Below are 25,647 nucleotides of genomic sequence, written 5' to 3'. Positions count from 1 at the left end.
AGTCTCCCGACAGTCCTACATGTACGTTGGACTGGCGGGAAATATGGAGAGTTCAACACTGAACGCAGACAGAGCCTAAAAAAAAGCGCCCCTCGGGGGCGCTTTTGAATGCATCTTTGATGCTTTATGTGTATTGGTCTGGTTGTGTCGAGTTGTCTCCTCGGCCCTCCATGCTGCTTCGTGGAGCAGCGAGAGTGACGAGAATGTAAGGGCTGCACCTGGGTGGTGCATCGGGGAATTCCCTTGGGTTGAATCAAAAACATCTGACAGAGGCTACGGGGTCTCGGCCTACAGATGTGTGGAAGCCAGGAACCGGTCCCGCAGCGGCGTCAAAGCGTCAGGCGAAACAGCACCTCGGGCTCCGCGGTCTGGGGCGTGGAGCTCTCCATCGCTTCCGCGACGATCCAGCCCGCGGCCTTCTCGGCCATCATCAGCGTGGGGCTGTTGGTATTGCCGCTGGTGATGGTGGGCATGGCGCCGGCATCGACCACGCGCAAGCCTTGCACGCCGCGCACCCTGAAGCGGCTGTCGAGCACGGCCATGGGGTCGTCCGCACGCCCCATCTTGGTCGTGCCCACGGGGTGGAAGATGGTCGTGGCGATATCGCCGGCCAACTGTGCCAGCTCCTCGTCGCTCTGGTATTGCACGCCGGGCTTCCATTCCTCGGGCTTGAAGCGCGCGAGTGCGGGCTGGCCGACGATGCGGCGCGTCACGCGCAGGCTGTCGGCGGCGACCTGCCGGTCCTCGGCCGTGGACAGGTAGTTGGGAGCGATCGCCGGGGCCTGGCGGAAGTCCGCGCTTTGCAGCCGCACCGTGCCCCGGCTGCTGGGGTTGAGGTTGCAGACGCTGGCCGTGAAGGCCGGGAACTCGTGCAGCGGCTCGCCAAAGGCCTCGAGCGACAGCGGCTGCACGTGGTATTCGAGGTTCGGATGGCGCCGCGACGGGTCGCTGCGCGTGAAAGCCCCGAGCTGGGAGGGCGCCATGCTCATCGGGCCGCTGCGTCGGAGCGCGTACTCCAGGCCGATGGCGGCCTTGCCCATCAGGCTGGCCGCCATGGTGTTGAGTGTCTTGGCGTCCTGGACCTTGTAGACCGAGCGAATCTGCAGATGGTCCTGCAGATTCGCGCCCACGCCGCGCAGGTCGCGGCGCACCGCGATGCCGTGGCGCTGCAGCAGCTCGCCCGGGCCCAGGCCCGAGAGCTGCAGTATCTGCGGCGAATTCACGGCACCCGCGCACAGCAGCACCTCGCGCTCGGCCTGCACGGTGACCATTTCCTCGCCGGTCCAGACCTCGGCGCCCGTGCAGCGCTGGCCGCCGTCGGGCTGCGGCTCCAGCAGTAGCCGGCTGACCTGGGCCGAGGTCCACATCTCGAAATTGGGCCGGCCGTAGCAGGTGGGGCGCAAAAAAGCCTTGGCCGTGTTCCAGCGCCAGCCGTTCTTCTGGTTGACCTCGAAATAGCCCACGCCTTCGTTGCAGCCGCGGTTGAAGTCGTCGGTGGCCGGGATGCCGGCCTGCTGCGCGGCCTGGGCGAAGGCGTCGAGTATGTCCCAGCGCAGGCGCTGCTTTTCCACGCGCCATTCGCCGCTGCCGCCATGCAGGCGGCGGAATTCCTCGCCGGCTTCCTGGCCCGCGTCCAGCCGCCAGTGGCTCTCATGCTGCTTGAAGGCGGGCAGGACCTGGTCCCAGCGCCAGGCCTCGTCGCCCGTGAGCTCGGCCCATTGCTCATAGTCGCGTGCCTGGCCGCGCATATAGATCATGCCGTTGATGCTGGAGCAGCCGCCCAGCGTCTTGCCGCGCGGATAGCGCAGGCGGCGGCCGTTGAGGCCGGGCTCGGGCTCGGTCTTGTAGAGCCAGTCGGTGCGCGGGTTGCCTATGCAATAGAGATAGCCCACGGGGATATGAATCCAGTGGTAGTCGTCCTTGCGCCCGGCTTCGAGCAGCAGCACGCGATGCTTGGGGTTGCGGGAGAGGCGGTTGCACAGCAGTGCGCCGGCTGTGCCGCCGCCGATGACGATGTAGTCGAACGTGGTGTCGCTCATGAGGCAGATGGAAGACCGGATGCGGGAGATCGTGGGCGAAATGCAGATTCATTGTGCGAGCTCGGCCTCGCCTGTCGATAGGGAAAGTGCGCTCAAGCTCCTGTTTTGGTAGCTTGATGCGCTTTGTTGGTATAGGCTTCAACGGTTTTTTGATAAAAATTTCAGGGTTTGGGTGGCCTGGAGCCCGTCGCAGCGGGCCCTGCCGTAGCCGCGGCCGGCCCGGGAGGGCCGCGTAGCGGTGAGTTATGCTGCTTGGCCAGTACGGCTCTTGCGCCATATCCGATCTAGGAAGCTTGCTTTGTCCCGCACCGACCAAATACCTCAATGTCCGCTGCAGACCCGCGATGGCCTGCAGTGGGCCGTGCCTGCGGGCCGCTGGAGTGCCGCGGAGCTGGGCGACCGCTCCATCTGGCGCCGGCTGCTGCCGCAGATCAAGTCCGTGCCCGCGGGTGCGGGCTGGGATCTGCAGCAACTGGGCTGGCTGGACCATGTGGGGGCCCAGCTACTGTGGCAGCAATGGGGCCGGCGCTGGCCCGAGCGGCTGCAGACCACGAGCAACCAGCGCGCGATGCTGGAGCGGGTCGCGAAGTTCAGCGACGTGCCCGAGCCCAAGCCCGAGCCCTCGGGCCTGATGTGCCAGGTCAACCAGCTGGGACAGCTGGTGATCAATGCGCGCGGGCATTTTGCCGACCTGATTCAGCTGATAGGCCAGTTGCTGCTGGACTGCGTGCGCCTGGCGCGCCAGCCCCTGCGAGGGCCGTGGCGCGATATCTCGGGCCATCTCTATGCCACGGGCGCCACGGCCCTGCCCATCACGGCGCTGGTGGGTTTTCTAATCGGCGTGGTGCTGGCCTATCTGATGGCGCTGCAGCTGCGCCAGTTCGGGGCCGAATCCTTTATCGTCAACATCCTCGGCATTTCGCTGATCCGCGAACTCGGGCCGCTGCTGGCGGCGATTCTGGTGGCGGGGCGCAGCGGCTCGGCGATCACGGCCCAGATCGGCGTGATGCGCGTGACCGAGGAGCTTGACGCCATGCAGGTCATGGGCATCTCCAAGGGCTTCCGGCTGGTGCTGCCGCGGGCGCTGGCGCTGGCCGTGTCCATGCCGCTGGTGTCGCTGTGGACCATTCTGGCCGCGCTGGCCGGCGGCATGGTGGCGGCGGACCTGACCATGGGCATCACGCCCTCCTATTTCCTGCAAAGCCTGCCGGCGGCCGTCAAGGTCGGCAATCTGGGCCTGGCCATGGGCAAATCCGTGGTCTTCGGCGTGCTGATCGCGCTCATAGGCTGTCACTGGGGCCTGAAGGTGGAGCCCAATACGCAAAGCCTGGGCCGTGGCACGACGGCGTCGGTGGTCTCGTCCATCACCATGGTCATCGTGGTGGATGCGATCTTCGCCATCCTGTTCAGGAATGTGGGGTTTTAAAAAATGACATACCCCCTGAGCGGCTTTGCCGCTTCCCCCAAGGGGGACGACGCCATCGCCGCGAGGCGGCTCTTGCCCGCCGTCTCTGGGTTGGGCGCTGTCGGTTTCATAGGGCGGGGCGGATGGCCGCAATGATGCAGAACATTCCCATGCAAAACCGGATCATCGACGGCGCTGTCGGCGGCTACGGCCCGCCGCAGGATGCCGCGCCGCTGGTGCAGGCCACCGATTTATGGACCGAGTTCGGCTCGGGCGAGTCGCGCTTTGCCGTGCACCAGGACCTGAATCTGGACGTCTATCCGGGCGAGATCCTGACCCTGGTCGGCGGCTCGGGCACGGGCAAGACCGTGCTGCTGCGCCAGATCCTGGGTCTGCTTTCGCCGTCCCGGGGTACGGTCACCATCGATGGCCGGCCTTCGCGCGAGGTCATCAGCGGCGAACTGGCCGCCAGCCATGTGGGCATGCTGTTCCAGCAGGGGGCTTTGTATTCGGCCTTCAATGTGCTGGACAACATTGCATTTGCGCTGCGCGAGCAGGGCACGCTGCCGGATGCGGTGGTGCGTGACGCGGCCATGGTCAAGCTGCAGATGGTGGGCCTCAAGCCCGAGCATGCGTCGCGCATGCCTGCCGATCTGTCGGGCGGCATGATCAAGCGCGTGGCGCTGGCGCGCTCGCTCATCATGGACCCGCCGCTGCTGCTGCTGGACGAACCCACGGCCGGCCTGGACCCCAAGGGCTCGGACGAGTTCTGCGATCTGCTGCGCGACATCCATGCCGAACTGGGCCTGACCGTGATCATGGTCACCCATGACCTGGACACCCTGTTCGCCCTGTCCACGCGCGTGGCCGTGCTGGCCGAGAAAAGAGTGCTGGTGACCGGCGCTCCGCGTGCCGTGGCCGAGGTCAAGCATCCGTTCATCGAACACTTTTTCCAGGGCGAACGCGGCCGCAGAGCCATGACCCCGGTGCAAGGCGGCCCGGCCGCAGAGGAAAACTGATGGAAAACAAGTCTCATGCCATGGCGGCCGGCATCTTCGTGCTGCTGGTGGCGGCCTTGCTGGCCGGTCTGGCCGTCTGGCTGACGCGCGACAACCGCGAATACCAGCTCTATGAAATGTCCACCAAGGACGGGGTCAGCGGCCTGCAGCCCCAGGCCACGGTGCGCTACAAGGGCGTGCCCGTGGGCAAGGTGGTGCGCATAGGCTTCGACCCCCAGGCGCCGGGCAATGTGCTGATCCGCATTGCCGTGGGCGAGGACACGCCGATCACGGAAACCACCTATGCCCAGCTCGGCTACCAGGGCGTGACGGGCCTGGCCCATATCCAGCTCGACGACAGCAAGGAGGAGCTGGAGCACCCCAAGCCCGGCTCCAGCGGGCTGCCGCGCCTGCCGATGAAGTCGTCGCCGCTGAACATGCTGGCCGACCAGGGGCCGGTGCTGCTGGAGCGCGCCGATGAAATCTCGCGCCGCCTGAATGCCCTGCTGGACGAGAACAACCAGAAGCGCGTGAGCGAGGCGCTGGACAATATCGCGGCCGCGGCCGACGGCGTCAACAAGCTAGCGGCCACCATGAACAAGACCGCCGCAGGCTTCCCCGAACTTACGGCGGATGCGCGCCAGACTCTGCACTCGCTGACCCGGGCCGGCGACGCGGCCACGGGTGTGGCCACCGATCTGCAGCAGACCGTGCGCCGGGTCAATGCGCCCGACGGCCCGCTGCAGCAGATTGCGCAAGGCACGCAGGCACTGACGCAGGCCGCGGATTCTCTGGGCCGCAACACCTTGCCGCGCATCAACGGTGCGGCGGATGAGGTCTCCCGCGCGGTGCGCCGCATGGGGACGGCCGCCGGCCGCTTCAGCGACAACCCCCAGGCCGTGATCTACGGCCTGGGCGTGGGACAGCCCGGCCCCGGCGAGGCCGGCTTTGCGGCCCCGGCCGCGGCGAAGTGACACGCAAACAAGGAACCGCCATGGCATTGCAAAACCTCTCCATCTCCGGGCGCAGCATGATGCGTGTGCTCAGCGGCTGCGCGCTGGTGCTGGCGCTGGCCGCCTGCTCGGGCCTGCCTACCGCGCCCACCCAGCCCACACGCTATGACCTGGGGCTCAGCGATCTGAGCGCCTCCCAGCCCGGTGCGGCGGCGCGCCGGGCCGATGCTCTGCCGCTGGTGCTGGCCGAAGTCCAGACCCCGGGCCTGCCCGAAGGTCTGACCGCCATGTTTTACCGGCTCGGCTACGCCGATGGCCAGCAGCTGCTGGCCTATCAGAATGCGCGCTGGAGTCTGCCTCCGGCCCAGATGCTGGAGCAGCGGCTGCGCATCCGCCTGGGGGCGGTACGGCCCATTCTCTCGGGCCGGGACAATGTGAGCATGGCGCCCGCCGACAAGCGCGCCGTGGCCATGCTGCGCGTGGATGTGGACGAGTTCAGCCAGGTCTTTGACAGCGCCCAGAGCAGCCGGGCCGTGGTGCGCCTGAGCGCCAGCCTGATCGGCCGCACCGACGGCGGCGTGGGCAACAGCCTGCTGGGCCAGCAGGTGTTCATCGCCCAGGCGCCGGCCGCAAGCGCGGATGCCGCGGGCGGAGCCCGGGCCATGGCGCTGGCCGTGGATGAGGCGGTCGACCAGCTCAGCCGCTGGCTGCAGAGCCAGGGCCGCTGACCCTGCATGACAGGATAGGCTTGATCTAGGGCAAGCGCGGCAGGCGGTTTTGCTGATGTGGGTCAATGGCGGGATGGCGCAGGCTTTCTAAGCTGCAGAGTCCTCAATCCCGAACAAGGAACCGCCATGGCCAGCCTCGAATGGAATGCCGCTCTCATCCTGGACCTGCCCGCCATGGATGCGGTGCATGAAGAGTTTGTGGCCCTGCTGGCCAGGGTGGAAGCCGCCCCCGATGAGAGCCTGTGCGCCCTCTGGGGTGAACTGATCGCCCATACCCAGCAGCACTTTGACCAGGAAGACCGCTGGATGCAGACCACGGGCTTTGCCACGGGCAACTGCCACAGCCAGCAGCACAAGGTGGTGCTGGCCGTGATGCGCGAGGGTGCGCTCAAGGGCGCGCAGGGAGACCTGGCCACGATTCGCCATATGGCGGCCGAGCTCGGGCCCTGGTTCAGCCACCATGCCCAGAACATGGATGCGGCCCTGGCCCTGCATCTGCGCCGCACGGGCTTCGACCCCGTCACGGGCCAGCTGCTGGCGCCCCAGGCATTGCCCGAGCAGCCTATCACCGGCTGTGGCGGAGCCTGCGGCAGCACAGAACACAAAGAAGAAGCCGCCGCTTAAGACGGCGCCGCCCCTTGGGAAGGCGCGAAGCGCCTCAGGGGGTCACGGATATATCGCGGGCGAGGCCAAGATGGGGAAGATCTTGATCAGCCCCCCCGTCATCACCTCGATGGCCAGGGCCGCCAGGATCAGCCCCATGAGCCGGGTCATCACATTGATGCCGGTCTTGCCCAGCGCACGGGCTATGGGGTCGGCCAGCGAGAAGCAGACCATGATGGCGATGGCCACCACCACGCCATAGCCGAGCAGGGCCAGATGCTGCCAGATGGAGCGCGCCTGATCGGCATAGATCACCACGGTGGACATGGCCGCGGGGCCGGTCAGCAGCGGAATGGTCAGCGGCACCACGGCAATGCTGTTGCCCTCGGCGGCTTTTTCCACGCCGGCCTCCAGCGTGCTGTTGTTGGGGCGGTCCTCGGCCGGGCGCGAGTTGAGCATGTTCATCGCGCTGATGAGCAGCAACAGGCCGCCGCCGACCTGGAAGCTCTGCAGCGAAATATTGAAGAATTGCAGGATCTGCAAGCCCAGCAGGGCGCAGACCGCGATCACGCAGAACGCCGCAAACGCCGCCGTGCGTATGGTCTGCCAGCGCTGCTGAGCGCTGAAGCCCGCGGTGTAGTGGATGAAAAACGGAATGATGGCCAGCGGGTTGATGATGGCGACCAGGGTGATCAGGGGCTTGATATCCATGGCAGATTGTCTCCGGAAATAGCGCTCGGGCTGTCGCGCCGCCGCGTCGGTCTGCCTGGGCCGGCTGCGGCCGGTGAAGGCGATCCTGCGCGAGGCGCTATGACACGGCATCCACATTCCTGTGAAAAAATAGCCGGCCAGCCGACGCTGCCATCGTCATTACAGCATTGCCTTGGGGCGCTGGATATGGCCGCGTCGCGCCTTCCTTCCGAACCCTGTCAAGGAGTCTTGCAATGGCTAGCTTTGTTGAACTGACCGCCGTGGACGGCGCCCGCATCCCCGCCTATGTGGCCCGGCCCGAGGGCCAGCCGCGCGGCGCCATCGTGGTGCTGCAGGAAATCTTTGGCGTGAACGCGCATATCCGCTCCGTGGCCGAGCGCTATGCGGCCCAGGGCTATCTGGCTGTGGCGCCCGCCATGTTCGCGCGCGTCAAGCCCGATGTGGAGCTGGGCTATGGCGAGGCGGACATGAAACAGGGCGTGGCCCTCAAGGCGGCCGTGGAAAGCCTGCCCGCGCCCGGCGCGCTGCGCGATGTGGAGGCGGCCGTGGCCTATGCGGCCCAGCAGCTGCCGGGCGGCAAGGTCGGCGTGGTGGGTTTCTGCTGGGGCGGGCTGATGAGCTGGCGCGCGGCCTGCAGCCTGGACAGCGTCTCGGCGGCCGTGTGCTACTACGGCGGCGGCATGACGGGCGAGCGGGAGGCCAGCCGCCAGGCGCTATGCCCGGTGCTGGCGCACTTCGGCGCGCAGGACCGCCATATCTCGCTGGAGTCGGTGGAGGCCTTCAAGCAGGCCCAGCCCGGGGTGCAGGTCCAGATCTATGCGGCCGACCACGGCTTCAACTGCGATGCGCGCGGCGCCTACGATGCGGCCGCCGCAGCGCTGGCCAACCAGCGCACGCTGGACTTTTTCGCCCTGCACCTGGGCTGAGCGGGCCCGTGCCCTGAGGAGCGCAGCATGGTGATCCGCAAAGCGGCGCCGACCGAAGCAGCCTGCGGCTTGGGGTCGCAGCAGGTGGAGCAGTGCCTCGCGGCCCTGGGCGACTGGCGCGGCGCCGTGCTGCAGCGCATGCGCGCCCTGATCAAGGAGGTCGAGCCCGGCGGGGTCGAGGAATGCAAATGGCGGGACACACCGGTCTGGTCGCAGGACGGCATGCTGTGCACGGGCGAGTCCTACCGCGACAAGGTCAAGCTCACCTTCCAGCGCGGCGCAGCGCTCGCCGATCCGCAGCAGCTGTTCAACGCCAGCCTGGACGGCAATATGCGCCGGGCCATCGACATCTTCGAGGGCCAGCAGATCGACGAGCAGGCCTTCAAGGCCCTGGTGCGCGAGGCGATAGCCCTCAACCGCAGCCTCAAGCAGGCCAGGGCGCTCAAGCCGGGTTAGTGAAAAAGATAGCGGCCGGCGCTTGATGGACAAGCGTTGGTCGCTGTTTTACTGCCGGTCTTCGCTTTCCAGATAGCGCAGCCGCCAGAAATAGGCCACCAGCACCACGGTGATGACGGCCATGACCACCAGCGCCCAGATAAAGCCGTCCTTTTTATGCACAAAGGGGATGAACTCGAAGTTCATGCCGAAGACGCCCGCAATCAGGTTCAGCGGCAGAAAGATGGCCGTCACCGTGGTCAGCGTGCGCATGATGTCGTTGGCACGGTTGCTCTGGGCCGAGAAGTGCATCTGCACCGCGGTCTCGGCGCTTTGCTCCATGCGGTGGATATGGTGGGTCACGCGCTCTATATGCTCCAGCACGTCGCGCGAGCGCACATGCAGCAGCTCGCGCTCGTGGCGGCGCGCGGGCGTGCTCTCGGCCGGCCAGCCTTCGAGCGCCTCGGTCCAGTCCTGCACGGCGGCGCGCTGGTCCTCGCAGATTTCGTCGAGCTGGTGCAGGGCCAGGCGCACGTCGAGCACGCTGGCCCAGCTGGTGAAGCGCCGGTTGGGCTTGAGCAGGGCCAGCTGCCAGTGGTCGATCTGGCGGGTCAGGCTGCGGCGCAGGTCCAGATAGCCGTCCACCATGGCGTTGACCATGCGCAGCATCAGATCGGCCGGCTCCACCGGCAGCTTGGCGTTGGCCGCGCGGCCGTCGCCCTTGCCGGGGCCGGCGATCAGGCGCTGCCAGAAGCTGTCGCGCAAAAAGCATTCGTCGGGGTGCACGGACAGCAGCAGCTGGTCATACAGCGCAAAGCCCACGGGCTGGGTCTCCACCTGCTGCAGCACGGGCGTGCCCTGCGGACTATGGGCCGGGCGGTGCGAGGGCGGGGCGCTGTTCACCGGCGGCGCGGGCACGGCGCTTGCGTTGGCCGCTGCGGCTTCGGCCTTGGCGTGGCTGCTCAGCGCCGGTAGATGGGCGTTGGCCAAGCGCCGGAACACCAGGATGTCGTAGAGCGAGGTGTAGTCGTAATTGGAGGGCAGGGCCGGATTGAGCAGGTCGGAGACATGCAGGTCCACCAGCGGCGCGCCGCCCGCCTGGCTCAGCATGGCCTGTATGGCGGGCAGCCGCGCTTCGAGCTCGGAGCGCGCGCAGGAGACCCAGTAAAACCCCGTTACCGGTGCCTGTGTGGGCAGGTCTTCGAGAGGCTGGGCATAAAGCGGGGAAAGGTGCAGCACGCGCATGGGACGGCAATCCTGAGATCAAGGCCAGCGGCCCGGGCGGCGGCTCCGGGCCGGAAATCGGGCCGGAGACAGCAGTGCTCTCCAGCCCGGATTTCTCAGAGACCGCGCAGCTTGCGCGCGGCGTCCATGGCGAAGTAGGTCAGGATGCCGTCGGCGCCCGCGCGCTTGAAGGCCATCAGCGACTCCATCATCACGGCATCGTGATCGAGCCAGCCGTTCTGGGCCGCGGCCTTGAGCATCGCGTATTCGCCGCTGACCTGGTAGGCAAAGGTCGGCACCTTGAACTCGTCCTTGACGCGGCGCACCACGTCCAGATACGGCATGCCGGGCTTGACCATCACCATGTCGGCGCCTTCGGCGATGTCCAGCGCCACTTCGCGCAGGGCTTCGTCGGTGTTGGCGGGGTCCATCTGGTAGACGTTCTTGTCGGCCTTGCCCAGGGCGCCGCGCGTGCCCACGGCGTCGCGGAACGGGCCGTAGAAGGCGCTGGCGTACTTGGCGCTATAGGCCATGATGCGGGTGTAGATATGGCCTTGCAGCTCCAGCGCCTCGCGGATGGCGCCGATGCGGCCGTCCATCATGTCGCTGGGGGCGACGAAGTCGGTGCCGGCCTCGGCATGGGCCAGGGCCTGGCCGATCAGCACTTCCACGGTCTCGTCGTTGAGGATGTAGCCGCTCTCGTCGAGGATGCCGTCCTGGCCGTGGCTGGTATAGGGGTCCAGCGCCACGTCGGTGAGCACGCCCAGGTCGGGGAATTCCTTCTTGAGCGCGCGCACCACGCGGGGGATCAGACCATCGGGGTTGGTGGCTTCCTTGCCGTCGGGGGTCTTGAGTGCGGCGTCGATCTGCGGGAACAGTGCCAGCACCGGGATGCCCAGCTTCACGCATTCCTCGGCCACGGGCAGCAGCAGATCCAGGCTCAGGCGGTCCACGCCGGGCATGGAGGGTACGGCCTCGCGGCGACTCGTGCCTTCGTGCACGAACACCGGGTAAATGAAGTCGTGGGGCGTCAGCACGCTCTCACGCACCAGGTTGCGGGTAAAGGCATCGCGGCGCAGACGGCGCGGGCGACTCTGGGGAAAAGGTGTAGGGCTGGACAGATGCATGGGGAAAATTGTGCCCCATTCGCCGCGCCCTGGGTTTTTCGTAGCTGACTAACCCATGTCGTCGCTCACATTGCCGGCGGCTGGCGGCGAAACACGGCACGCACAGAGGGCCCGCGCCTTACACTGAACCCCATGCTCTGGGTCAAAGCCTTTCACATCATCTTCGTGGCCAGCTGGTTTGCTGGCCTGTTCTATCTGCCGCGTATTTTTGTCAACATCGCCATGGTCACGCCGGGCTCGGTCGCCGAGCGCGAGCGCCTGCTGCTCATGGCGCGCAAGCTGCTGCGCTTTACCACCATGCTGGCCGTGCCCGCGCTGGGCCTGGGCCTGTGGCTCTGGCTGGGCTGGGGCTTTGCCGGGGGCTGGCTGCATGCCAAGCTGTTGGTCGTGCTGCTGGTGATCGGCTACCACCACAGCTGCGCGGTGCTGCTGCGCCAGCTGCAGGACAACAGCTGCCGCAAAAGCCACCGCTGGTTCCGTTTCTACAACGAGGTGCCGGTGCTGCTCTTGATCGCCGCCGTGATTCTGGTGGTGGTCAAGCCGTTCTAGTCTTTGAGGGGGCTATCGTGTCCGAACCTGCGGTGTCCGAGGCTGGCGAGCGGCCGCTGCCCGTGATCTCCATGCGCCACACCACGGCCTGGCCGCTGGCGCTGGTCTATGCCGTGCTCATCGTGTTCGCGAGCCTGTTTCCGTTCGACGGCTGGCGCGCCCAGGGCATAGAGCCCCATGTGTTCCTGTTCGCCAAGATCCCTCCGCCGTACTGGACCTGGTTCGACGTCAACACGAATATCGTCGGCTATGCGCCGCTGGGCTTTTTCCTGGCGCTGGCGCTGATGCGCTCCGGCAAGCCTTGGCTGGCGGCGCCGCTGGCCTTTGTGGCGGGCACGCTGCTGTCGCTGAGCATGGAGTTCCTGCAGATCTATCTGCCGCGCCGCGTGCCCTCCAACCTCGATCTGGTGCTCAATGCGGCCGGCACGCTGATCGGCGCCCTGAGCGCCGTGCTGCTGGAGAGGCTGGGGGCGCTCTCGCGCTGGAGCGCGTTCCGCAGCCAGTGGGTGGGCGAGGACGGCGCCGGCGTGCTGGTGCTGCTCGCGCTCTGGCCGTTTGCGCTGCTGTTCCCCGCGGCCGTGCCCTTCGGCCTGGGCCAGGTGCTGGAGCGGCTGGACGACGGCCTGCAGGATTTGCTGCTGAGCACGCCTTTCGAGGCCTGGCTGCCGCTGGGCGATTTCGCGCTGACGCCGCTGTCCATGGTGAGCGAGATGCTCTGCGTGATGCTGGGACTGTGGATTCCTTGCCTGCTGGTCTATTGCGCCGTACAGCACATGGGGCGGCGCGCGCTGGCCGGCATGCTGCTGGTGGCGACGGGCGTGGGCGTGACGGCACTGTCGGCCGCGCTGAGCTGGGGGCCGGTCCATGCCTGGGAGTGGGTGGACCTGCCCGTGCGCCTGGGCGTCTGGGGCGGTCTGGGCCTGGCCGTGATCGCGCTGCCGCTGTCGCGCCGTGTGTGCGCCGTGCTGCTGCTGCTGGTGCTGGTGCTGCACCTGAGCATCCTCAACCAGGCCCCGACCAATGTGTATTTCGCCCAGACCCTGCAGGCCTGGGAACAGGGGCGCTTCATCCGCTTCTATGGCCTGGGCCAGTGGCTGGGCTGGCTCTGGCCTTACGTGACGCTGGCATATGTGGTGGTGCGGGTGTCGCGCCGCCGGCAGCCTGCCTAGAATGCGCTCATGAGCGACACACCATCCCAGGCCAGCGGCCAGTACTACCAGCGCCATATCTTTTTCTGCCTCAACGAACGCCCCAATGGCGAGGATTGCTGCGCGCTGCACGGTGCCAAGGCCGGCTTCGACCATTGCAAGCGCCGCGTCAAGGAAGAAGGCCTGGCCGGCAAGGGGCAGGTGCGCGTGAACAAGGCCGGCTGCCTGGACCGCTGCGCGGGCGGGCCGGTGGCCGTGGTCTACCCCGAAGGCGTCTGGTACACCTTTGTCGACGACAGCGACATCGACGAGATCGTCGAATCCCATCTCAAGAACGGCGAGGTGGTCGAGCGTCTGCGGCTTCCTGATAGCGTGGGTCGCTGATCCACGGCGGAACTCGGCATGGTCCAACGCCTCTATCCAGGATAGACAGGCACAACAAGCTACAACTAGGATAGCAATCGTGAACTCCCAGACCGAACGACTGACGCTGACCGGCGCCGCCGGCGCCATAGAAGCCCTGCGCGATGCGCCGCATCTGGCCGCGGGGCAGGCTTCGCGCGGCGTGGCCGTCATCGCCCATCCCCATCCGCTGTTTGGCGGCACCATGGACAACAAGGTGGTGCAGACCCTGGCGCGGGCCTTTGTGCAGTGCGGCTATACGGCCGTGCGTTTCAACTTCCGCGGCGTGGGCGCCAGCGCCGGCGAGCACGATGCGGGCCGCGGCGAAACCGAGGACATGCTGGCCGTGCTGCGCCAGGTGGCGCCCGAAGGCCCGGTGGCGTTGGCCGGCTTTTCCTTTGGTGCTTTCGTCATGAGCCATGCGCTGGCCGAGCTCTGGCCCACGGGCCGTGTGCAGAAGGCCGTGTTCGTCGGCACGGCGGCCAGCCGCTTCGCCGTGGCGCCCGTGCCGCCAGAGGCGCATGAGCACACCCTGGTCATCCATGGCGAGGCCGACGATACCGTGGAGCTGTCCTCCGTCATGGACTGGGCGCGACCGCAGATACTGCCTGTTACCGTGATCCCGCAGGTCGGGCATTTCTTTCACGGACAATTGCCGCTGCTCAAGAGCCTGGTGGTGCGCCACCTGATGTCGGCCTAGTCCACGGCATTCCCGCCCGCCTGCATGAGCGGCCCGAGACTGCACCTCCACGGCGTCCTGGTCCATCCTGTTTTCATAGCGCCAAGCCGAATCCTTTCCTGGCTTGGCCGATTTCTAATCGGTAGATCACAGCATCTGCCATTGCTTTAGAGAGAGTCCTCTTCATGAAGCCGATCTATTCCACACTGCGTGTTCTGGCCGTCGCGGCCGCGGTGGCGCCTGTCTTTGCCCTGGCTCAGGTGGCCGCTCCCGTTCCTCCCGAAATTGCCGCCCGCAACTATCTGCTGGTGGACGTGACCGCCGGCCAGGTGCTGGGAGCCAAGGACATCGATGCGCCGGTGGAGCCGGCCTCGCTGACCAAGCTGATGTCGGCCTATGTGGTGTTCGACGCCCTGCGCGCCAAGAAGATCACGCTGGAGCAGACAATGCCCGTGAGCGAGCGCGCCTGGAAGATGCCGGGCTCGCGCATGTTCATCGACCCCAAGATGCAGGTGCCCGTCAACGACCTGGTCAGCGGCATGATCATCCAGTCCGGCAATGACGCCACCATGGCGCTGGCCGAGGCCGTGGGCGGCACCGCCGAGAATTTCGTGAAGATGATGAATGACCAGGCCAAGGCCCTGGGCATGAAGAACACGAGCTACAAGAACCCCGAGGGCCTGACCGAACCCGGCCATCTGACCACGGCGCGCGACCTGTCCATCCTGGCCCAGCGCCTGATGCGTGACTTCCCCGAGTACATGCATTACTACGCCACCAAGCACTATGCATATCCGGGCACGCCGGCCTCCAACGGCAGCAACCGCAATGCGCTGCTGTTCCGCGACCCGACCGTGGACGGCCTCAAGACCGGCCACACCAATGCCGCCGGCTATTGCCTGGTGGCCACGGCCAAGCGTGATCTGCCCAATGTCGGCCAGCGCCGCCTGCTGTCCATCGTGCTGGGCACGGCCAGCGAGAAGGCCCGGGCCAACGAAAGCCAGAAGCTGCTGAACTGGGGCTATACCGCCTATGACGCGGTCAAGCTGTTCGATGCCGACCAGCCCGTGGCCACGCCCGCGGTCTGGAAGGGCGCGGCCAGCGCCGTCAAGATCGGCAAGGCCGGCGGCCCCATCGTGGTGACCGTGCCCGCGGGCAGCGGTGGCAAGCTGAGCACCGAGGTGGTGCGCCAGGATCCGCTGATCGCGCCCATCGCCAAGGGTCAGTCCATGGGCACGCTCAAGGTCAAGATGGGTGCCGATACCGTGGCCGAAGTGCCGCTGGTGGCGCTGGACGGTGTGGAGCAGGCCGGCTTCTTCGGCCGCCTGTGGGACACCATCCGCCTCTGGATCAAATAAGCTTTGCCGCTGCGGCAGGCCCACGTCCGGCGCGCCAAGAGCCGGCGTGGACCGAGGCCATTCGGCAGCGGTAGTTGTGCAGGTCTTTGCAAACTGGTACAGTCGAGAGCTTTTCGGAATTTCCGAAGGGATTCACGTTTTCGCCTGAATACGTAATTCGGGCGAATAAACCTTTTGCTTTCACGAAGCAAATTCACGTTTAGGGACGTTTAATTAATGCCAACCATTAACCAACTCGTGCGTCAGGGCCGCACGGTCGAAGTTGTTAAATCCAAGAGCCCTGCTATGGAAAACTGCCCCCAGCGCCGTGGCGTGTGCACCCGTGTGTACACCACCACTCCCAAGAAGCCTAACTCGGCTCTGCGTAAGGTGGCCAAGGTGCGTCTGACCAACGGTTTCGAGGTGATCTCGTACATCGGCGGTGAAGGCCACAACCTGCAAGAGCACAGCGTGGTGCTGGTGCGCGGCGGCCGTGTGAAGGACTTGCCCGGTGTGCGTTACCACATCGTGCGCGGCTCTCTTGACCTGCAAGGCGTCAAGGACCGTAAGCAGTCCCGTTCGAAGTACGGTGCCAAGAAGCCTAAGGCTAAGTAAGCCCTGGTTCTGAACACAAACGGTGTTTGATTCGCCTGACTGGCGCGGTCAAACGTAGTGACCCGAAGCACAGAAGACTGTGTGGGTCGAGTAAGTGAGAGTTTTGAATAGCTCTCGCGGTATCTGAAAAGATGCCAACTGAAGCAAAGATAGAGGTAAAAAATGCCACGTCGTCGCGAAGTCCCCAAACGTGAAATCCTGCCGGATCCCAAGTTCGGCAATGTAGAGCTGTCCAAATTCATGAACGTGATCATGGAAGGCGGCAAGAAGGCGGTTGCCGAGCGTATCATTTACGGCGCTCTGGACCTGATCGAAAAGAAGCACCCCGGCAAGGATCCTCTGGAAGCCTTCGTGGTTGCTATCAACAACGTCAAGCCCATGGTGGAAGTGAAGTCCCGCCGCGTGGGTGGCGCTAACTACCAAGTGCCCGTGGAAGTGCGTCCCGTCCGTCGTCTGGCTCTGTCCATGCGCTGGATCAAGGAAGCCGCCCGCAAGCGTGGTGAAAAGTCCATGGCTCAACGCTTGGCCAACGAGCTGATGGAAGCCACCGAAGGTCGTGGCGGCGCTATGAAGCGTCGTGACGAAGTGCACCGCATGGCCGAAGCCAACAAGGCCTTCAGCCACTTCCGCTTCTAATCGGACTCTCGCTCGAGAGCACGAGGCCGCACGCAAGATTTTGCTGCGGCCTTGTCTCGATTCTGAGTGCCCCCATATAGATCACTGCCTTTCCAGTCCTGCAAGACTAGCTGAGGCAGATCTCTTACACGATCAATCAAGGATCCATCATGGCTCGCAAGACCCCCATCGAGCGCTACCGCAATATCGGTATTTCGGCGCACATCGACGCAGGCAAAACCACCACGACAGAACGTATCCTGTTCTATACCGGTGTGACCCACAAGCTGGGCGAAGTGCACGACGGCGCTGCTACCACCGACTGGATGGAGCAGGAACAAGAGCGCGGCATCACGATTACGTCTGCTGCCGTGACCTGCTTCTGGAAGGGCATGGACCTGTCCTACCCCGAACACCGCTTCAACATCATCGACACCCCCGGCCACGTGGACTTCACCATTGAGGTGGAGCGTTCCATGCGCGTGCTGGACGGCGCTTGCATGGTGTACTGCGCTGTGGGTGGCGTGCAGCCTCAGTCCGAAACCGTGTGGCGTCAAGCCAACAAGTACAAAGTCCCTCGTCTGGCCTTCGTGAACAAGATGGACCGTACCGGTGCCAACTTCTTCAAGGTCTATGACCAGATGAAGACGCGTCTGAACGCCAACCCCGTGCCCGTGGTGATCCCCATCGGCGCCGAGGACAACTTCAAGGGCGTGGTCGATCTGATCAAGATGAAGGCCATCATCTGGGACGAAGCTTCCCAGGGCATGAAGTTCGAATACCAGGACATCCCTGCTGAGTTGGCTGAAGCTGCCAACAAGTGGCGCGAGAACCTGGTGGAAGCCGCCGCAGAAGCCAGCGAAGACCTGATGAACAAGTACCTGGAAGAAGGTACTTTGACGGAAGAAGAAGTGAAGGCTGGTATCCGCGCCCGCACGCTGGCCGTGGAAATCCAGCCCATGCTGTGCGGCACCGCCTTCAAGAACAAGGGTGTGCAGCGCATGCTGGACGCCGTGATCGACTATCTGCCCGCTCCTGTGGACATTCCCGACGTTACCGGTACCGACCCCGATGACGAAGAGAAGAAGTTGTCGCGTAAGGCCGACGACGCTGAGAAGTTCTCGGCTCTGGCTTTCAAGCTGATGACCGACCCGTTCGTGGGCCAGCTGACCTTCGTGCGCGTGTACTCCGGCGTTCTGACCAAGGGCGACACCGTGCTGAACTCGGTCAAGGGCAAGAAGGAGCGTATCGGCCGTATCGTGCAGATGATGGCGAACGACCGCGTGGAAGTCGAAGAAATTCGTGCCGGCGACATCGCTGCCTGCGTGGGCCTGAAGGATGTGACCACGGGTGAAACCCTGTGCGCTGCCGAAGCTCCCATCGTGCTCGAGCGCATGGTCTTCCCCGAGCCCGTGATTGCACAGGCCGTGGAACCCAAGACCAAGACCGACCAGGAAAAGATGGGCATCGCCCTGTCGCGTCTGGCTGCCGAAGATCCTTCCTTCCGCGTGCGTACCGACGAAGAATCCGGTCAGACCATCATCGCCGGCATGGGCGAGCTGCACCTGGAAATCATCGTTGACCGTATGAAGCGCGAGTTCAACGTGGAAGCCAACGTGGGCAAGCCCCAGGTTGCCTACCGCGAAACGATCCGCAAGACGGTTACCGATGTGGACGGCAAGTTCGTGCGTCAGTCCGGCGGTAAGGGTCAGTACGGTCACGTGGTGTTCACGCTGGAACCTCAGGAAGCCGGCAAGGGCTTCGAGTTCGTGGACGAAATCAAGGGCGGTGTGGTTCCTCGCGAGTACATCCCTGCGGTGGAAAAGGGCGTGATCGAAGCCCTGACCTCCGGCGTGCTGGCCGGCTACCCCGTGGTGGACGTCAAGGTGCGTCTGACCTTCGGTTCGTACCACGATGTGGACTCGAACGAAATGGCGTTCAAGATGGCCGCCATCTTCGGTTTCAAGGAAGCTGCCAAGAAGGCCAGCCCCGTGATCCTCGAGCCCATGATGGCCGTGGAAGTGGAAACGCCCGAAGACTACGCCGGTACCGTGATGGGCGACCTGTCCTCGCGTCGCGGCATGGTGCAGGGCATGGACGACATGGTCGGTGGCGGCAAGGCCATCAAGGCCGAAGTGCCTCTGTCCGAGATGTTCGGCTACGCCACTTCGCTGCGCTCCATGACTCAAGGTCGCGCCAGCTACACGATGGAATTCAAGCAGTACGCTGAAGCTCCCAAGAACGTGGCTGAAGCCATCGTTGCTGCCCGCGCCAAGTAATTAGCGCAGGTTTGACGAATCGGTCATAATTGACGGTTCTCTTCGCGGCAGTCCCTGGCGGGCTGCCGCGATTTTTGCCGGTCTGCGATCCCATGCCGTCCTGTCGCCTGTGCGGGGCGAATCAGCAATGAGGTGCAGACCTTAAACATCACACAGGTTTTTGCTCTTTCTGGAGAAATCATGGCAAAGGAAAAATTCGAACGGACCAAGCCCCACGTGAACGTGGGCACCATCGGTCACGTTGACCACGGCAAGACCACCCTGACGGCTGCTATCGCCACCGTGCTGTCCAAGCACTTCGGCGGCGAAGCCAAGGACTACTCCCAGATCGACAACGCGCCTGAAGAAAAGGCTCGTGGTATCACGATCAACACTTCGCACGTCGAGTACGAAACGGCTAACCGCCACTACGCTCACGTGGACTGCCCCGGCCACGCCGACTATGTGAAGAACATGATCACCGGCGCTGCTCAGATGGACGGCGCTATCCTGGTTTGCTCGGCTGCTGACGGCCCCATGCCCCAGACCCGCGAGCACATCCTGCTGTCGCGTCAGGTGGGCGTGCCCTACATCATCGTGTTCCTGAACAAGGCCGACATGGTGGACGACGAAGAACTGCTGGAACTGGTCGAAATGGAAGTGCGCGAGCTGCTGTCCAAGTACGACTTCCCCGGCGATGACACCCCCATCATCCGCGGCTCGGCCAAGCTGGCCCTGGAAGGCGACCAATCCGACAAGGGCGAGCCCGCTATCCTGCGCCTGGCCGAAGCTCTGGACACCTACATCCCCACTCCCGAGCGTGCTGTTGACGGCGCCTTCGTGATGCCCGTGGAAGACGTGTTCTCCATCTCCGGTCGCGGCACTGTGGTGACCGGCCGTATCGAGCGCGGCATCATCAAGGTCGGCGAAGAAATCGAAATCGTCGGTATCAAGGACACCCAGAAGACCACCGTCACCGGCGTGGAAATGTTCCGCAAGCTGCTGGACCAAGGTCAAGCTGGCGACAACGTGGGTCTTCTGCTGCGCGGCACCAAGCGTGAAGACGTGGAACGCGGCCAAGTGCTGTGCAAGCCCGGCTCCATCAAGCCCCACACCCACTTCACCGCTGAGGTGTACGTGCTGTCGAAGGACGAAGGCGGTCGCCACACTCCTTTCTTCAACAACTACCGTCCCCAGTTCTACTTCCGTACGACCGACGTGACCGGCTCCATCGAGCTGCCCGAAGGCAAGGAAATGGTGATGCCTGGTGACAACGTGTCGATCACTGTGAAGCTGATCGCCCCCATCGCCATGGAAGAAGGTCTGCGCTTCGCTATCCGCGAAGGTGGCCGTACCGTGGGCGCTGGCGTGGTTGCCAAGATCATTGCCTAATTCTTAGAAAAGCTAGGAATTAACAATGTCTAAGCAAAAGATCCGCATTCGCCTGAAGGCTTTCGACTACAAGCTGATCGACCAGTCTGCAGCCGAAATCGTTGACACTGCCAAGCGCACCGGCGCCATCGTCAAGGGCCCCGTGCCCCTGCCGACACGCATGAAGCGTTTCGACATCCTGCGTTCGCCGCACGTCAACAAGACCAGCCGCGACCAGTTCGAAATCCGCACTCACCAGCGTCTGATGGACATCGTCGACCCGACCGACAAGACGGTTGACGCTCTGATGAAGCTGGACCTGCCCGCAGGTGTGGACGTCGAAATCAAGCTGCAATAAGAGTTTTGAGAGTCCTCCAGGGAGCATCCCTGGAGGCTTTTAAGGGTCTTTGTTTGGCGCGAACTTGCTTGAAAAAGCAGTTCGCGTTAAACTTTGGGGCTTCGCGTTTATTGATGCGAAGTTTTATTAACCTTCTTTTGTGCGTCGGCTCATAGCGAGCAGGATGCAACGCTGGGCCAATTGCAGTTTCAGCGGCAAAAGTTTTGGAGCAAACAAATGAGTCTGAGCAACTCCCTGGGGTTGCTGGGTCGCAAGGTGGGCATGATGCGTCTGTTCACTGATGATGGGGACGCAGTGCCTGTCACAGTGGTGGATGTTTCCAACAACCGCGTGACTCAGGTCAAAACCCAAGAGAACGATGGCTACGTGGCCCTGCAGGTCACTTTCGGTGCACGCAAGGCTTCTCGCGTGACCAAGCCTCAAGCCGGCCACCTCGCCAAGGCGGGTGTCGAAGCCGGTGAAGTGACCCGTGAATTCCGTGTGACCGATGAAACCGCTGGCAAGTACGCCGCTGGTGCCGTTCTGCCCGTGGCCGAACTGTTCAGCGTTGGCCAGAAGGTGGACGTGCAAGGCACTTCCATCGGTAAGGGCTACGCCGGTACGATCAAGCGTCACAACTTCTCGTCGCAGCGCGCATCGCACGGTAACAGCCGTTCGCACAATGTCCCCGGCTCGATCGGTATGGCACAAGACCCCGGTCGCGTGTTCCCCGGCAAGCGCATGACCGGCCACATGGGCGACGAAACCGTCACTACTCAAAATCTCGACGTGGTTCGCATCGACGAAGCACGTCAACTGCTCTTGATCAAGGGCGCTGTTCCTGGCTCCAAGGGTGGCTTTGTGACAGTGCGTCCCGCTATCAAGGCTAAAGCTTCTAAAGGAGCGAACTAATGCAGCTCGAACTCCTGAATGAACAAGGCCAGGCCGCATCCAAGTTCGATGCTCCCGAGACCGTGTTTGGTCGTGAATTCAACGAAGATCTGGTCCACCAGCTGGTGACTGCCTACCGTGCCAACGCGCGTCAAGGCACTCGCGCCCAGAAGGACCGTGAACAAGTGCGTCACACCACCGCCAAGCCCTTCAAGCAGAAGGGTACCGGCCGTGCACGTGCTGGTATGTCCTCCTCGCCTCTGTGGCGTGGCGGCGGTCGCATCTTCCCGAACCTGCCCGAAGAAAACTTCGCGCAGAAGATCAACAAGAAGATGTACCGCGCCGGTATGGCTTCCATCCTGTCGCAGCTGGCCCGCGAAGGCCGTCTGGCCGTGGTGGATTCGCTGACGCTGGATACCCCCAAGACCAAGGTGCTGGCAGACAAGTTCAAGGCTATGAACGTGTCTTCGTCGGTGATGGTGATCGCCGAGGAAATCGACGAGAACCTGTACCTGGCATCCCGCAATCTGAAGAACGTGTTCGTGGTTGAGCCGCGCTATGCTGACCCCGTGTCGCTGGTGCACTACAAGAAAGTGCTCATCACCAAGGGTGCGATCGACAAACTCAAGGAGATGTTCGCATGAGCACGCTCAAGTTTGACGAAGGTCGTCTGATGCAAGTGTTGGTGGCTCCCATCGTGTCCGAAAAGGCCACTCTGGTTGCTGAAAAGTCCAACGCTGTGACATTCAAGGTGCTGCAGAACGCTACCAAGCCCGAAATCAAGGCCGCTGTGGAATTGATGTTCAAGGTTGAAGTGGCAGGCGTGTCTGTGGTGAACACCAAGGGCAAGACCAAGCGCTTCGGCAAGACCGTGGGCCGCCGCGACAACGTGCGCAAGGCATACGTGATGCTCAAGCCCGGTCAAGAGCTGAACCTGTCTGGGGAGGCTGCTTAATCATGGCTGTTATCAAGCTCAAACCTACGACCCCCGGCCAGCGCGGCACGGTGAAGGTTACCCGTGACCACCTGCACAAGGGTGAAGGTTACGCCCCCCTGCTGGAACCTCAGTTCCAGAAGGCCGGCCGTAACAACAACGGTCACATCACGACTCGCCACAAGGGCGGTGGTCACAAGCACCACTACCGCGTGGTGGACTTCAAGCGCAACAAGGACGGTATCCCCGCCAAGGTTGAGCGCATTGAATACGATCCGAACCGTACGGCCCACATCGCTCTGGTGTGCTACGCCGACGGCGAGCGTCGCTACGTCATTGCTCCTCGCAACCTGGAAGTGGGCGCCACCATCGTCAGCGGCTCCGAAGCTCCTATCCGCGTGGGCAACACCCTGCCTATCCGCAACATCCCCGTGGGTTCGACCATCCACTGCATCGAACTGAAGATCGGTGCCGGTGCTCAGATCGCCCGCTCGGCTGGTACGTCCGCCACGCTGCTGGCCCGTGAAGGCATCTACGCCCAAGTGCGTATGCGTTCCGGCGAAGTGCGCAAGGTGCACATCGAGTGCCGTGCCACCATCGGTGAAGTTGCCAACGAAGAGCACAGCCTGCGCCGTCTGGGCAAGGCCGGTGTGAAGCGTTGGATGGGTATTCGCCCGACCGTTCGCGGCGTGGTGATGAACCCTGTCGATCACCCGCACGGTGGTGGTGAAGGCAAGACCGGTGAAGGCCGTCACGCAGTTGACCCATGGGGCAACCTGACGAAGGGCTACCGCACCCGTAACAACAAGCGCACACAGACGATGATCGTGTCGCGCCGCAAGAAGTAAGGGGTAGCAAATGACTCGTTCTCTTAAAAAGGGTCCGTTTGTTGACCATCACTTGCTGGCCAAGGTCGAAAAGGCCATCGCCACCAAGGACAAGAAGCCAGTGAAGACCTGGTCGCGTCGCTCCATGGTTCTGCCCGAGTTCATCGGTCTGACCATCGCCGTGCACAACGGCAAGCAACACGTGCCGGTGTATGTGACTGACCAGATGGTCGGCCACAAGCTGGGTGAATTCGCGCTGACTCGTACCTTCAAGGGTCACCCTGCGGACAAGAAAGCCAAGAAGTAAGGAATAGAACATGTCTGAAACACGTGCTGTTCTCCGTGGCGTCCGCCTGTCTGTTGACAAGGGTCGCCTGGTCGCGGATCTGATCCGCGGCAAGAAGGTGGATCAAGCTCTGAACATTCTCCAGTTCACGCAGAAAAAAGCTGCCGTGATCGTGAAGAAGGTTCTGGAATCCGCTATCGCCAACGCTGAGCACAATGACGGCGCCGATATCGACGAACTGAAGGTCAAGACCATCTACGTCGAGCAAGGCACCACGCTCAAGCGTTTCACTGCTCGCGCCAAGGGCCGTGGCAACCGCATCAGCAAGCCTACCTGCCACATCTACGTGACAGTGGGTAACTGAGGCCTAAAGGAAGAATATGGGACAGAAAATCCATCCTACCGGCTTCCGTCTGGCGGTGAGCCGCAACTGGGCAAGCCGCTGGTACGCAAGCAACCGTGACTTCGCCGGCATGCTGGCCGAAGACATCAAGGTTCGCGAGTACCTGAAGGCCAAGCTGAAGAATGCCGCCGTGGCTCGCATTCTGATCGAGCGTCCTGCCAAGAACGCCCGCATCACCATTTTCTCGGCTCGTCCGGGCGTGGTGATCGGCAAGAAGGGCGAAGACATCGAGAACCTGAAGAAGGAACTCGCGACTCGTCTGGGCGTGCCCGTGGCCGTGAACATCGAAGAAGTGCGCAAGCCCGAAATCGATGCCAAGCTGATCGCCGACTCCATCTGCCAGCAGCTGGAAAAGCGCATCATGTTCCGCCGCGCCATGAAGCGTGCCATGCAGAACGCCATGCGTCTGGGTGCCCAGGGCATCAAGATCATGTCTTCCGGTCGTCTGAACGGTATCGAAATCGCTCGTACCGAGTGGTACCGCGAAGGCCGCGTGCCTCTGCACACTCTGCGTGCCGACATCGATTACGGCTTCTCCGAAGCCAAGACCACCTACGGTGTGATCGGTGTGAAGGTCTGGGTCTACAAGGGTGATACCCTGGGCCGCAACGACCTGCCCGCAGTGGAAACGCCCCGTCCTGAAGACGAGCGTCGTCCTCGTGGTCCCCGTCGTGACGGTCGCCGTGATGGCCGTGATGGCGCTGGCCGTGGTGGTCGCCGTCCCGCTGGTACCAATGCCGCTCCTGCCGATGGCAGCGACAAGCCTGCTGGCGCTGGTGCTGATTCCGTTAAGCGCGTTCGTAAGGCTGACGCGCCCGCTACAGCAGCGGACGGTAAAGGAGAATAAACATGCTGCAACCTGCACGCCGCAAGTTCCGTAAGGAGCAAAAAGGCCGCAACACCGGCATCGCTACCCGTGGCAATTCCGTTGCCTTCGGCGATTTCGGTTTGAAGTCTACTGACCGTGGTCGTCTGACCGCACGCCAGATCGAAGCTGCACGTCGTGCAATTTCCCGTCACGTCAAGCGTGGTGGTCGTATCTGGATCCGCGTGTTCCCGGACAAGCCCATCTCTACCAAACCCGCCGAAGTGCGTATGGGTAACGGTAAGGGCAACCCCGAGTACTACGTGGCCGAAATCCAGCCCGGCAAGGTGATCTACGAAATCGTGGGTGTGCCTGAAGAGCTGGCCCGTGAAGCGTTCCGCCTGGCTGCTGCGAAGCTGCCTCTGCGCACGACCTTCGTGTCCCGTCACATTGGTGCTTAAGGAGATCAACATGACGAAATCTGCTGAACTCCGCCAAAAAGACGTGGCCGGTCTGGAAGCTGAAGTGAAGTCCCTGCAAAAGGCTCACTTCGGTCTGCGCATGCAAAAGGCCACGCAACAACTGGGCAACACTGCGACCATCAAGGCTACCCGCCGCGACATCGCTCGTGCCAAGACCATCCTTGCTGAAAAGCAAGCCGCCAAGTAAGGAGCCGACATGACGGAAGCTAAAACATCCCTCAAGCGCACCTTGATTGGCAAGGTGGTCAGCGACAAGCGTGCCAAGACCGTGACCGTTCTGGTGGAACGCCGCGTCAAGCACCCCATCTACGACAAGATCATGATCAAGTCGAGCAAGTACCACGCTCACGACGAGCAAGGTGAGTACAAGCTGGGCGACGTGGTTGAAATCACCGAGAGCCGTCCGCTCTCCAAGACCAAGAACTGGGTTGCTACCCGCTTGGTGCAAAAGGCCGCTCTGGTGTAAGCCTAACTGGCTTGCCCGGCTGCAAAGCCCTTGAAAACGACCCACAATGCGTGGGTCGTTTTTTTATTTGGGCCGCCTGTCGGCGGTCCATGC

General features: G+C 63.4%; 31 protein-coding genes. 27 read left to right on the top strand and 4 right to left on the bottom strand.

The window, feature by feature from the left end:
* Positions 1-329: 329 nt before the first annotated feature.
* Positions 330-2,039 (bottom strand): GMC family oxidoreductase, encoded by a 1,710-nt coding sequence (locus AB6724_RS05550; RefSeq protein ID WP_369337502.1) that lies wholly within the window; start codon positions 2,037-2,039, stop codon positions 330-332.
* A gap of 298 nt (positions 2,040-2,337) precedes the next feature.
* Between AB6724_RS05550 and AB6724_RS05545 the strand changes: the two genes are divergently transcribed.
* The 5 genes from AB6724_RS05545 (at position 2,338) to AB6724_RS05525 (ending at position 6,747) form a co-directional block, all read left to right on the top strand.
* Positions 2,338-3,465, top strand: a complete 1,128-nt coding sequence (locus tag AB6724_RS05545; RefSeq protein ID WP_369337501.1) for an MlaE family ABC transporter permease — start codon at positions 2,338-2,340, stop codon at positions 3,463-3,465.
* A 149-nt stretch (positions 3,466-3,614) separates the two neighbouring features.
* On the top strand, positions 3,615-4,463 hold the full coding sequence (locus AB6724_RS05540; protein WP_369337500.1) for an ABC transporter ATP-binding protein: 849 nt from the start codon (positions 3,615-3,617) through the stop codon (positions 4,461-4,463).
* Positions 4,463-5,416 (top strand): MlaD family protein, encoded by a 954-nt coding sequence (locus tag AB6724_RS05535; RefSeq protein WP_369337499.1) that lies wholly within the window; start codon positions 4,463-4,465, stop codon positions 5,414-5,416. The genes AB6724_RS05540 and AB6724_RS05535 overlap by 1 nt, the downstream gene beginning before the upstream one ends.
* Before the next feature lie 20 nt (positions 5,417-5,436).
* Entirely contained in the window at positions 5,437-6,123 is a 687-nt protein-coding gene (locus AB6724_RS05530; RefSeq protein WP_369337498.1) for an ABC-type transport auxiliary lipoprotein family protein, read from the top strand.
* A 126-nt stretch (positions 6,124-6,249) separates the two neighbouring features.
* Positions 6,250-6,747: a hemerythrin domain-containing protein gene (locus AB6724_RS05525; protein WP_369337497.1), complete on the top strand. Its 498-nt coding sequence runs from the start codon at positions 6,250-6,252 to the stop codon at positions 6,745-6,747.
* A gap of 42 nt (positions 6,748-6,789) precedes the next feature.
* Here the strand turns inward: AB6724_RS05525 and AB6724_RS05520 are convergent, their stop codons facing one another.
* Positions 6,790-7,437 (bottom strand): MarC family protein, encoded by a 648-nt coding sequence (locus AB6724_RS05520; protein ID WP_369337496.1) that lies wholly within the window; start codon positions 7,435-7,437, stop codon positions 6,790-6,792.
* 233 nt (positions 7,438-7,670) lie between these two features.
* Here AB6724_RS05520 and AB6724_RS05515 point away from each other — a divergent pair, with 233 nt between their 5' ends.
* Together AB6724_RS05515 and AB6724_RS05510 are read left to right on the top strand one after the other, a co-directional pair.
* Complete coding sequence (locus tag AB6724_RS05515) at positions 7,671-8,363, top strand: dienelactone hydrolase family protein (RefSeq protein WP_369337495.1); 693 nt, start codon at positions 7,671-7,673, stop codon at positions 8,361-8,363.
* Positions 8,364-8,390: 27 nt separating this feature from the next.
* On the top strand, positions 8,391-8,819 hold the full coding sequence (locus AB6724_RS05510; RefSeq protein ID WP_369337494.1) for a DUF1801 domain-containing protein: 429 nt from the start codon (positions 8,391-8,393) through the stop codon (positions 8,817-8,819).
* A gap of 48 nt (positions 8,820-8,867) precedes the next feature.
* Here the strand turns inward: AB6724_RS05510 and AB6724_RS05505 are convergent, their stop codons facing one another.
* Positions 8,868-10,043, bottom strand: a complete 1,176-nt coding sequence (locus tag AB6724_RS05505) for a magnesium transporter CorA family protein (protein ID WP_369337493.1) — start codon at positions 10,041-10,043, stop codon at positions 8,868-8,870.
* A gap of 95 nt (positions 10,044-10,138) precedes the next feature.
* Positions 10,139-11,149 carry a porphobilinogen synthase gene (gene hemB / locus AB6724_RS05500; RefSeq protein WP_369337492.1) on the bottom strand — a complete coding sequence of 337 codons (1,011 nt, stop codon included), beginning with the start codon at positions 11,147-11,149 and terminating at the stop codon, positions 10,139-10,141.
* 132 nt (positions 11,150-11,281) lie between these two features.
* On the opposite strand from hemB, the gene AB6724_RS05495 reads away from it, so the two are divergent.
* The 20 genes from AB6724_RS05495 to rpsQ all read left to right on the top strand — a co-directional run bounded on the left by AB6724_RS05495 (position 11,282) and on the right by rpsQ (position 25,554).
* Positions 11,282-11,698: a CopD family protein gene (locus AB6724_RS05495; RefSeq protein ID WP_369337491.1), complete on the top strand. Its 417-nt coding sequence runs from the start codon at positions 11,282-11,284 to the stop codon at positions 11,696-11,698.
* A gap of 71 nt (positions 11,699-11,769) precedes the next feature.
* Positions 11,770-12,867 carry a VanZ family protein gene (locus AB6724_RS05490; protein WP_369337509.1) on the top strand — a complete coding sequence of 366 codons (1,098 nt, stop codon included), beginning with the start codon at positions 11,770-11,772 and terminating at the stop codon, positions 12,865-12,867.
* 9 nt (positions 12,868-12,876) lie between these two features.
* Complete coding sequence (locus tag AB6724_RS05485; protein WP_369337490.1) at positions 12,877-13,230, top strand: (2Fe-2S) ferredoxin domain-containing protein; 354 nt, start codon at positions 12,877-12,879, stop codon at positions 13,228-13,230.
* A 79-nt stretch (positions 13,231-13,309) separates the two neighbouring features.
* A complete protein-coding gene (locus tag AB6724_RS05480) occupies positions 13,310-13,948 on the top strand; it encodes an alpha/beta hydrolase (RefSeq protein ID WP_369337489.1) in 639 nt (212 codons plus the stop codon).
* Positions 13,949-14,112: 164 nt separating this feature from the next.
* Positions 14,113-15,285, top strand: a complete 1,173-nt coding sequence (locus tag AB6724_RS05475; protein WP_369337488.1) for a D-alanyl-D-alanine carboxypeptidase family protein — start codon at positions 14,113-14,115, stop codon at positions 15,283-15,285.
* 216 nt (positions 15,286-15,501) lie between these two features.
* Positions 15,502-15,879, top strand: a complete 378-nt coding sequence (rpsL, locus tag AB6724_RS05470; protein ID WP_012202325.1) for a 30S ribosomal protein S12 — start codon at positions 15,502-15,504, stop codon at positions 15,877-15,879.
* Positions 15,880-16,041: 162 nt separating this feature from the next.
* Positions 16,042-16,515 (top strand): 30S ribosomal protein S7, encoded by a 474-nt coding sequence (gene rpsG / locus AB6724_RS05465; protein ID WP_369337487.1) that lies wholly within the window; start codon positions 16,042-16,044, stop codon positions 16,513-16,515.
* A 149-nt stretch (positions 16,516-16,664) separates the two neighbouring features.
* Entirely contained in the window at positions 16,665-18,773 is a 2,109-nt protein-coding gene (gene fusA, locus AB6724_RS05460; protein WP_369337486.1) for an elongation factor G, read from the top strand.
* Positions 18,774-18,953: 180 nt separating this feature from the next.
* A complete protein-coding gene (tuf, locus tag AB6724_RS05455) occupies positions 18,954-20,144 on the top strand; it encodes an elongation factor Tu (RefSeq protein WP_369337411.1) in 1,191 nt (396 codons plus the stop codon).
* 25 nt (positions 20,145-20,169) lie between these two features.
* On the top strand, positions 20,170-20,481 hold the full coding sequence (gene rpsJ / locus AB6724_RS05450) for a 30S ribosomal protein S10 (RefSeq protein ID WP_003059431.1): 312 nt from the start codon (positions 20,170-20,172) through the stop codon (positions 20,479-20,481).
* Positions 20,482-20,697: 216 nt separating this feature from the next.
* Complete coding sequence (gene rplC / locus AB6724_RS05445; protein WP_369337485.1) at positions 20,698-21,372, top strand: 50S ribosomal protein L3; 675 nt, start codon at positions 20,698-20,700, stop codon at positions 21,370-21,372.
* Entirely contained in the window at positions 21,372-21,995 is a 624-nt protein-coding gene (rplD, locus tag AB6724_RS05440) for a 50S ribosomal protein L4 (protein ID WP_369337484.1), read from the top strand. Before rplC ends, rplD begins: the two co-directional genes overlap by 1 nt.
* A complete protein-coding gene (rplW, locus tag AB6724_RS05435; protein WP_066483824.1) occupies positions 21,992-22,306 on the top strand; it encodes a 50S ribosomal protein L23 in 315 nt (104 codons plus the stop codon). Before rplD ends, rplW begins: the two co-directional genes overlap by 4 nt.
* Positions 22,307-22,308: 2 nt before the next feature.
* Positions 22,309-23,133, top strand: a complete 825-nt coding sequence (gene rplB / locus AB6724_RS05430; RefSeq protein ID WP_369337483.1) for a 50S ribosomal protein L2 — start codon at positions 22,309-22,311, stop codon at positions 23,131-23,133.
* A 10-nt stretch (positions 23,134-23,143) separates the two neighbouring features.
* Positions 23,144-23,419: a 30S ribosomal protein S19 gene (gene rpsS, locus AB6724_RS05425; RefSeq protein ID WP_003059413.1), complete on the top strand. Its 276-nt coding sequence runs from the start codon at positions 23,144-23,146 to the stop codon at positions 23,417-23,419.
* A 10-nt stretch (positions 23,420-23,429) separates the two neighbouring features.
* Positions 23,430-23,762 (top strand): 50S ribosomal protein L22, encoded by a 333-nt coding sequence (gene rplV, locus AB6724_RS05420; RefSeq protein ID WP_003059408.1) that lies wholly within the window; start codon positions 23,430-23,432, stop codon positions 23,760-23,762.
* 16 nt (positions 23,763-23,778) lie between these two features.
* A complete protein-coding gene (gene rpsC, locus AB6724_RS05415; RefSeq protein WP_369337482.1) occupies positions 23,779-24,648 on the top strand; it encodes a 30S ribosomal protein S3 in 870 nt (289 codons plus the stop codon).
* A 2-nt stretch (positions 24,649-24,650) separates the two neighbouring features.
* Positions 24,651-25,067 (top strand): 50S ribosomal protein L16, encoded by a 417-nt coding sequence (gene rplP / locus AB6724_RS05410; protein WP_003059405.1) that lies wholly within the window; start codon positions 24,651-24,653, stop codon positions 25,065-25,067.
* Between the two features lie 10 nt (positions 25,068-25,077).
* Positions 25,078-25,275, top strand: a complete 198-nt coding sequence (rpmC, locus tag AB6724_RS05405) for a 50S ribosomal protein L29 (RefSeq protein ID WP_003059403.1) — start codon at positions 25,078-25,080, stop codon at positions 25,273-25,275.
* A gap of 9 nt (positions 25,276-25,284) precedes the next feature.
* Entirely contained in the window at positions 25,285-25,554 is a 270-nt protein-coding gene (gene rpsQ, locus AB6724_RS05400) for a 30S ribosomal protein S17 (RefSeq protein ID WP_003059401.1), read from the top strand.
* Positions 25,555-25,647 lie beyond the last annotated feature (93 nt).

The sequence above is a fragment of the Comamonas guangdongensis genome (assembly GCF_041079535.1).
Classification (GTDB): domain Bacteria; phylum Pseudomonadota; class Gammaproteobacteria; order Burkholderiales; family Burkholderiaceae_C; genus Comamonas; species Comamonas guangdongensis.
Note: the sequence above shows the minus strand (reverse complement) of the source record. Positions and strands in the feature narration are given on the sequence as shown.

Excerpts from the sequence above, each read along its gene's own strand:
- AB6724_RS05520 (WP_369337496.1), bottom strand. The coding sequence starts at position 7,437 with ATGGATATCAAGCCCCTGATCACCCTGGTCGCCATCATCAACCCGCTG.
- AB6724_RS05540 (WP_369337500.1), top strand. The coding sequence starts at position 3,615 with ATGCAAAACCGGATCATCGACGGCGCTGTCGGCGGCTACGGCCCGCCG.
- rpsC (WP_369337482.1), top strand. The coding sequence starts at position 23,779 with ATGGGACAGAAAATCCATCCTACCGGCTTCCGTCTGGCGGTGAGCCGC.
- tuf (WP_369337411.1), top strand. The coding sequence starts at position 18,954 with ATGGCAAAGGAAAAATTCGAACGGACCAAGCCCCACGTGAACGTGGGC.
- rplP (WP_003059405.1), top strand. The coding sequence starts at position 24,651 with ATGCTGCAACCTGCACGCCGCAAGTTCCGTAAGGAGCAAAAAGGCCGC.
- AB6724_RS05505 (WP_369337493.1), bottom strand. The coding sequence starts at position 10,043 with ATGCGCGTGCTGCACCTTTCCCCGCTTTATGCCCAGCCTCTCGAAGAC.
- AB6724_RS05495 (WP_369337491.1), top strand. The coding sequence starts at position 11,282 with ATGCTCTGGGTCAAAGCCTTTCACATCATCTTCGTGGCCAGCTGGTTT.
- rplB (WP_369337483.1), top strand. The coding sequence starts at position 22,309 with ATGGCTGTTATCAAGCTCAAACCTACGACCCCCGGCCAGCGCGGCACG.
- AB6724_RS05475 (WP_369337488.1), top strand. The coding sequence starts at position 14,113 with ATGAAGCCGATCTATTCCACACTGCGTGTTCTGGCCGTCGCGGCCGCG.
- rpsL (WP_012202325.1), top strand. The coding sequence starts at position 15,502 with ATGCCAACCATTAACCAACTCGTGCGTCAGGGCCGCACGGTCGAAGTT.
- rpmC (WP_003059403.1), top strand. The coding sequence starts at position 25,078 with ATGACGAAATCTGCTGAACTCCGCCAAAAAGACGTGGCCGGTCTGGAA.
- rpsS (WP_003059413.1), top strand. The coding sequence starts at position 23,144 with ATGACTCGTTCTCTTAAAAAGGGTCCGTTTGTTGACCATCACTTGCTG.
- AB6724_RS05530 (WP_369337498.1), top strand. The coding sequence starts at position 5,437 with ATGGCATTGCAAAACCTCTCCATCTCCGGGCGCAGCATGATGCGTGTG.
- rplC (WP_369337485.1), top strand. The coding sequence starts at position 20,698 with ATGAGTCTGAGCAACTCCCTGGGGTTGCTGGGTCGCAAGGTGGGCATG.
- rplD (WP_369337484.1), top strand. The coding sequence starts at position 21,372 with ATGCAGCTCGAACTCCTGAATGAACAAGGCCAGGCCGCATCCAAGTTC.
- rplV (WP_003059408.1), top strand. The coding sequence starts at position 23,430 with ATGTCTGAAACACGTGCTGTTCTCCGTGGCGTCCGCCTGTCTGTTGAC.
- fusA (WP_369337486.1), top strand. The coding sequence starts at position 16,665 with ATGGCTCGCAAGACCCCCATCGAGCGCTACCGCAATATCGGTATTTCG.
- hemB (WP_369337492.1), bottom strand. The coding sequence starts at position 11,149 with ATGCATCTGTCCAGCCCTACACCTTTTCCCCAGAGTCGCCCGCGCCGT.
- AB6724_RS05515 (WP_369337495.1), top strand. The coding sequence starts at position 7,671 with ATGGCTAGCTTTGTTGAACTGACCGCCGTGGACGGCGCCCGCATCCCC.
- rpsG (WP_369337487.1), top strand. The coding sequence starts at position 16,042 with ATGCCACGTCGTCGCGAAGTCCCCAAACGTGAAATCCTGCCGGATCCC.
- AB6724_RS05525 (WP_369337497.1), top strand. The coding sequence starts at position 6,250 with ATGGCCAGCCTCGAATGGAATGCCGCTCTCATCCTGGACCTGCCCGCC.
- rpsQ (WP_003059401.1), top strand. The coding sequence starts at position 25,285 with ATGACGGAAGCTAAAACATCCCTCAAGCGCACCTTGATTGGCAAGGTG.
- AB6724_RS05510 (WP_369337494.1), top strand. The coding sequence starts at position 8,391 with ATGGTGATCCGCAAAGCGGCGCCGACCGAAGCAGCCTGCGGCTTGGGG.
- rplW (WP_066483824.1), top strand. The coding sequence starts at position 21,992 with ATGAGCACGCTCAAGTTTGACGAAGGTCGTCTGATGCAAGTGTTGGTG.
- rpsJ (WP_003059431.1), top strand. The coding sequence starts at position 20,170 with ATGTCTAAGCAAAAGATCCGCATTCGCCTGAAGGCTTTCGACTACAAG.
- AB6724_RS05490 (WP_369337509.1), top strand. The coding sequence starts at position 11,770 with ATGCGCCACACCACGGCCTGGCCGCTGGCGCTGGTCTATGCCGTGCTC.
- AB6724_RS05535 (WP_369337499.1), top strand. The coding sequence starts at position 4,463 with ATGGAAAACAAGTCTCATGCCATGGCGGCCGGCATCTTCGTGCTGCTG.
- AB6724_RS05485 (WP_369337490.1), top strand. The coding sequence starts at position 12,877 with ATGAGCGACACACCATCCCAGGCCAGCGGCCAGTACTACCAGCGCCAT.
- AB6724_RS05550 (WP_369337502.1), bottom strand. The coding sequence starts at position 2,039 with ATGAGCGACACCACGTTCGACTACATCGTCATCGGCGGCGGCACAGCC.